General features: G+C 32.3%; 5 protein-coding genes. 3 read left to right on the top strand and 2 right to left on the bottom strand.

Annotation, left to right across the window (positions count from 1 at the left end):
• Nucleotides 1-321: 321 nt before the first annotated feature.
• Both mobQ and ACF1AK_RS36015 read left to right on the top strand, forming a co-directional pair.
• Nucleotides 322-2,208: a MobQ family relaxase gene (gene mobQ, locus ACF1AK_RS36020; protein WP_350623818.1), complete on the top strand. Its 1,887-nt coding sequence runs from the start codon at nucleotides 322-324 to the stop codon at nucleotides 2,206-2,208.
• A gap of 205 nt (nucleotides 2,209-2,413) precedes the next feature.
• Nucleotides 2,414-2,836, top strand: a complete 423-nt coding sequence (locus ACF1AK_RS36015; protein WP_350623821.1) for a hypothetical protein — start codon at nucleotides 2,414-2,416, stop codon at nucleotides 2,834-2,836.
• A 334-nt stretch (nucleotides 2,837-3,170) separates the two neighbouring features.
• On the opposite strand, the gene ACF1AK_RS36010 is transcribed toward ACF1AK_RS36015, so the two are convergent.
• Nucleotides 3,171-3,989, bottom strand: a complete 819-nt coding sequence (locus ACF1AK_RS36010; protein WP_350623823.1) for a replication initiation protein — start codon at nucleotides 3,987-3,989, stop codon at nucleotides 3,171-3,173.
• A 373-nt stretch (nucleotides 3,990-4,362) separates the two neighbouring features.
• On the opposite strand from ACF1AK_RS36010, the gene ACF1AK_RS36005 reads away from it, so the two are divergent.
• Complete coding sequence (locus ACF1AK_RS36005) at nucleotides 4,363-4,602, top strand: hypothetical protein (protein WP_350623825.1); 240 nt, start codon at nucleotides 4,363-4,365, stop codon at nucleotides 4,600-4,602.
• Nucleotides 4,603-4,726: 124 nt separating this feature from the next.
• Here ACF1AK_RS36005 and ACF1AK_RS36000 read toward each other — a convergent pair whose 3' ends face one another.
• Nucleotides 4,727-5,044, bottom strand: coding sequence for a hypothetical protein (locus ACF1AK_RS36000; RefSeq protein WP_350623827.1), 318 nt, complete (start codon nucleotides 5,042-5,044; stop codon nucleotides 4,727-4,729).
• Nucleotides 5,045-5,221 lie beyond the last annotated feature (177 nt).

Raw genomic sequence — 5,221 nt, 5'->3', positions numbered from 1 at the left:
TATAATCACCCCAATGAACAAAGTGAAGAAGGGCGCACTTATACAAACTTCGTTTGTGTGCGGTTTGCGTTGCAAACAAAGAGCATATTCGCTTGTTGCGAATATAAAAATTAAAATCCTTCATTCGCTGATGTGCGAATGAGTATCCGTCTTGTGACGAATACAAAAACTCATCGTAAGAGATTAATTATTTCTCATTGGCAAAATGCCATTTCGTCTAATTAATTTCTTACGATTCCATAATAAAAATTCTCCCACCTTACGGTACGATCATTTTTATTACGGCTACTACAAAATCTTTTGAAAAGGAGGTTCAAGCATATGGCAATCTATCACTTCTCAGCACAAATGATTTCCAGAGGAAAAGGACAATCAGCAATTGCGTCAGCTGCCTATCGTTCTGGTCAGCGTTTAGTTGATGAACAAACTAATGAAAGTAAATTTTACAAAAGAGAAGTGAAGCCGGAAACCCATATTCTTGCTCCTGAAAATTCCCCTGTTTGGGTTAAAAATCGTGAGATTCTTTGGAATGAAATTGAACGTTCTGAGAAAAGAAAGAACTCTCAATTAGCCAGAGAAATAAATATTGCTTTACCTAAAGAACTTTCCAATCAACAACAAACTGAATTAATCAAAGGCTACATCCAAGACCAATTTGTAGATAAAGGCATGGTTGCTGATATCGCTATTCATAGAGATGACTCCAACAATCCTCACGCTCACATAATGTTAACAACACGAGAAATTTCAGAAGAAGGCTTTACTACAAAGAATCGTGATTGGAACAAAAAAGAACTGCTGGAGCAGTGGAGAGAACAATGGTCAGAATACGCAAATAAAGCATTAGAACAATCAAACATCAAAGAACGAATTACACATAAATCTCACGCTGAACGTGGACTTGAAATCTTACCTACGGTTCATATGGGGCATGTCGCTTCTGATATGGAGAAAAAGGGGATGAAAACTGAGCGAGGTAATATTAATCGTGAAGTACAAAAGCATAATGCTATTGTTTATGACTTACAAAGATACCGCCAAGAGAAGCAACAAATAGAAGCAGAGTTAAAACAACAGGAGCAAAAGAAGTCTGTAGAATTAACTACTGAAGAACAAAAAAATGTGGAGGCAGCCAAACAAATTATTGGCGAAATTCCAACGGTAGCAACAATTGCCAACTATAGAAAATCATTAGAAGTACAGACCGAACAACAAAGAAAAGCACTAGAATCTTTAAAGACAAAAAATCACATAGTTTCTATTGCAGAACAAGCAGAAAAACAGCTTTCTCATTATGAAAAAACATTAGAAGAATTAAAGGGAAAACTTGATAAAGTAGGATTTTTCCAACGTAAGGAAAAAGAAAATTTGCGTGCTAGTATCAACACTTTACAAGATAAAATCATCAGCCAGCATGACCACTTAAATACATGTTTAAAAGAAGCTGGTTTATCTGCACGTGAAGAGATCCAGTTAGCTAAAAAGCAATTAAGTAAACAAATTGATACGTCTACTCGAACTTTAAACGGGAGCATCTTAAAATCTGTAGACCAAAAACAAATACTAAACCAGACAGAAGAAATACTAAAGCAAAAGCTAATTCGTAAAGTAGCTATCCAATATCCTGAATTGAAAACAGCAGGACAATATTTGGATTACAAGACAGCATCTAAATTGAACCGACTAAATGAGAAACAAGGAAAAACTATATCGCTCGACAACATAAAACATACTTTAGAACAAAGACAGCATAAAATTGAATTAAATCGAGAAGGTATTCAAAACTATAATCTGGCTGTTCGGAATGCTCAAAATGCAGAAAGTTATTTTAATCATCTTACTGAACTAGAAAAACGAATTGAACGAATCGAATCGAATCCTTACTTAAAAGGAAAAATTCTGTTTTCCAAGGAAGAACAACAAGCTTATCAGAAAGATTTACAAAAACGAGAACAGTTAACTCAAGCTATTCGAACCATCGGTTATGAAGATCGGGAGCATTTGGAACAACATAAAAGAGAAATAGAGAAAGTTGCTCCAGCACTTGAAAAAGTTCAACAAGAAACGCAAAGCCTAAGCCAAAGCAATGACTTTCTTTCAGCCATCCTAGAAGGGGTAGAACAAGCCCAAAAGCAGGAACACAAAGTAAATGCTAAGCAAAAACCAAAGCAACGCTTAAAAGGGCAAAACATTGGGTTAGAAAGGTAATCATGCTATATTCAAAAAAGCTACAGATGTGACAGCATCTGTAGCTAGCCTACTCTTTTAAGAATTGGCTCTATATTTTATAGATCAGTGAAATGACCTCCAAACAGCGCCAAGCCGTAGGGAGGTCATTTTTTATTTCTTATAGAGATTTGTTTATAAAAACAGATAATCAATCAAATAATACAAAAAAGGAGTTGAATACAAAATGAAGAAAATGATTACTGCAATGATATTATTAGTTGTTTTAGTAATGGGAATAAGCACAAATTCAATTCAAGCTAAGGAACCAGCAAAAGAATCATGGAGCAAATATCCTGATAACTCTAGTGAAAAGTTTGCTAGTCCAAATTCTTTTTATAGCTCAATAGACCAAAAACAATATACTGAATACAAGAACGCTAAAATTAACATTAGAGAAAAAGTCTCTTTTAAAGATGTGAACAAGGTGTTGTCAAAAGTAGATGAGTTTATTGGTGAAAATCGAGTTTCAGGTGATGGTTTTCATCCTAATAGACAAGTATATGTTTATTTAACAGTATCTGAAAATGGTAAAGATATAAAAAATATAATTGTTGATGCTGAAACAAAAAAAGTTCTTTTTAAATCCGAACCTTTAATAAAACGATAAAAAGGTTGCCTTTGGGTAGCCTTTTATTTCATTTTCCACTGCATTTCATACTTTGCAAAGACCTGGATTAGATCATCCACTAGTTTTTCATTTTCCTCCCCAGACAAAGGCTTTTTTGCGTAATCCCTTTTGTATTCAAATCCTACATACCAAGTGCGGTTCATATCAAATTCCCCATTTATGATTTTTTTTGAATCATCAAATTCCATAACTATCAACTCCCCCTTTAAAGTGTATACAAAGCCCGTAGAAGGCCGTTATCCATTTAACACCTTTAAATGCGTTATTTTAAAAAAGGGCTCAATATAACCCCTTTAAAACGTTCTCAATGCTATTAGTAAGGAGTATCATCATCATTATCTTTATTTTTCTTATCTAATGTTCTTTCAATTAATCTTTGAGATATAATTTTTTGTGTTTCAGACTTGGATTTAATATTAAATACAACTTCGAAAACACTTCTTCCCTTTTTAATCGTATCGTATGTAATCGTAATGTCAGTTAATTTATTGATTTCTTTAATAGCTTGTTCTATCACAAAACGCTTGAAATCAACCCATCTAGGTAATGTATCATCATCTAGATTTAGGACTTTCCTTAATTCATCCACTTCATAAATAATCCCTTGGACATTTTCGTAAGACTTTAATATTTCATAGAGCCTAATACTATATTGGCTTTTCATAGTCATTACATATAAGTAATTATATTTAGTGAAAAATTGCTTCAACTGCAACAAATGAGGCTTTAAATCTTTATCCAATTTAATATCAATTATGTCTTTCTTATGGTCTATAACTACTTTGTCGATCCACCTCATTAACACTTCCGTACCATCTTCTTGTTCCATCCAAAAACTTTTGTCGCTTATCTTTTTCAGGGAACTTTTAATAATCGAATAGTTTTTCCCACTTCTATCGCTGATTTGGCAAATTTTACAGTAATCCTTAATTGAAAAACGATACGTTTTAAAATCATCATCTTTTGGCTCAATCATTTGGATTACGTGCAATATCAATTTTTGTTCAACCAATGTTAAATCAAAACGAGTTTTTTGAATTAGATGATTAGATTTAACAACGGGGAAATTACGTGTTTCCATTTCTTTTAATTTTGGTACTCTATCAGATAATTTTTCTAATCTCCTTGCCATTTCTTTATTCCTTTCATAACTCTTGATATAACTATCATATTTAAAAGTGAGTTAAAAAACAAGTTTTTCTAAAAAACTCACTTTAAGTGCACCAAAACTCACTTTAAGTGCACCAAAACTCACTTTTAAGTGCACCAAAACTCACTTTAAGTGCACCAAAACTCACTTTTAAATTTTTGAGACTTACAGCCCCAAGGGTTTCAAGCTCCTATAAATAAGTAAAAAGGTTTTAAAAATCTTTAAAAAATAACTATATTATTAAAAGTTAAAATTATGTCCCTTAATTTTTTATATCAATCCGAATATTTCTTCAAATTAATAACATATATAATAAAAAATGGAAAAACAAAGAATGTTTAGGGAGGTATATATTGTGCAGGAGGAAGTAAAAGCTATTTTAATAGGTTTTGTTGCTCTGATCTCTGCTTATTTGACTGTATTTTCTTTATGGTTTTGTTTAGTTGCAATAATATTAGGAGTTATAGGATATAAACAAGCAAAAAAAATTAAAGAGAGAAAAAACAATTATATTTTTATGGGGAAAATCTTAAATAGTATAGGCATTTTGTCTTCTATATTATTATTTATGTATTATGTAACTGGTCCCATTTAATTTCGATTTTAAAGAAGAAAATACATCCTTTTATAAATAGAGTTAGATAAAGATACCGATTTTGATAAATTTCAAAATCGGTATCTTTTATCTAACCTAGAGTAGAAACACAATAAAATATGGATTAAGATTCTTTTGAACTCTGGACTTGAATCCCTAGTATATTTCTAGCTTGATTAATGTCCATGGCATTTACTCTATCTTTATTTTCCAAAATAGATTTTTGGAAAGAAGCAATCAACTTAATAGTTTCTTCTTCTCCTGTTATTCCTAAATGTTTTTCTAATAATCCACCCATTCTAATTAGCTTTTGTGTTCTTGCCTTTCTTTCCTTTTGTTTTAATTGGTTAGCAAGCCTTTGCTTCTCGGCTTGCATCTTCTTAATTTTTTCATCCATCTCTAATAGTCTTTCTTCTTCTGTCTTTCGAGCCAAAGCTCTCACTCCCCTACCGCCTTGTTTTTCTCTATTATAATCAAACTATCGCAGAAACACTAGAATTACATAATAGTATCTTCACTCTGCCTGTGGTATAATCACCCCAATGAACAAAGTGAAGAAGGGCGCACTTATACAAACTTCGTTTGTGTGCGGTTTGCGTTGCAAACAAAGAGCATATTC

It is taken from the genome of Kitasatospora sp. NPDC015120 (assembly GCF_043080305.1).
Classification (GTDB): Bacteria; Actinomycetota; Actinomycetes; order Streptomycetales; family Streptomycetaceae; genus Kitasatospora.
This window is presented reverse-complemented; position numbering and strand designations above follow the sequence as displayed.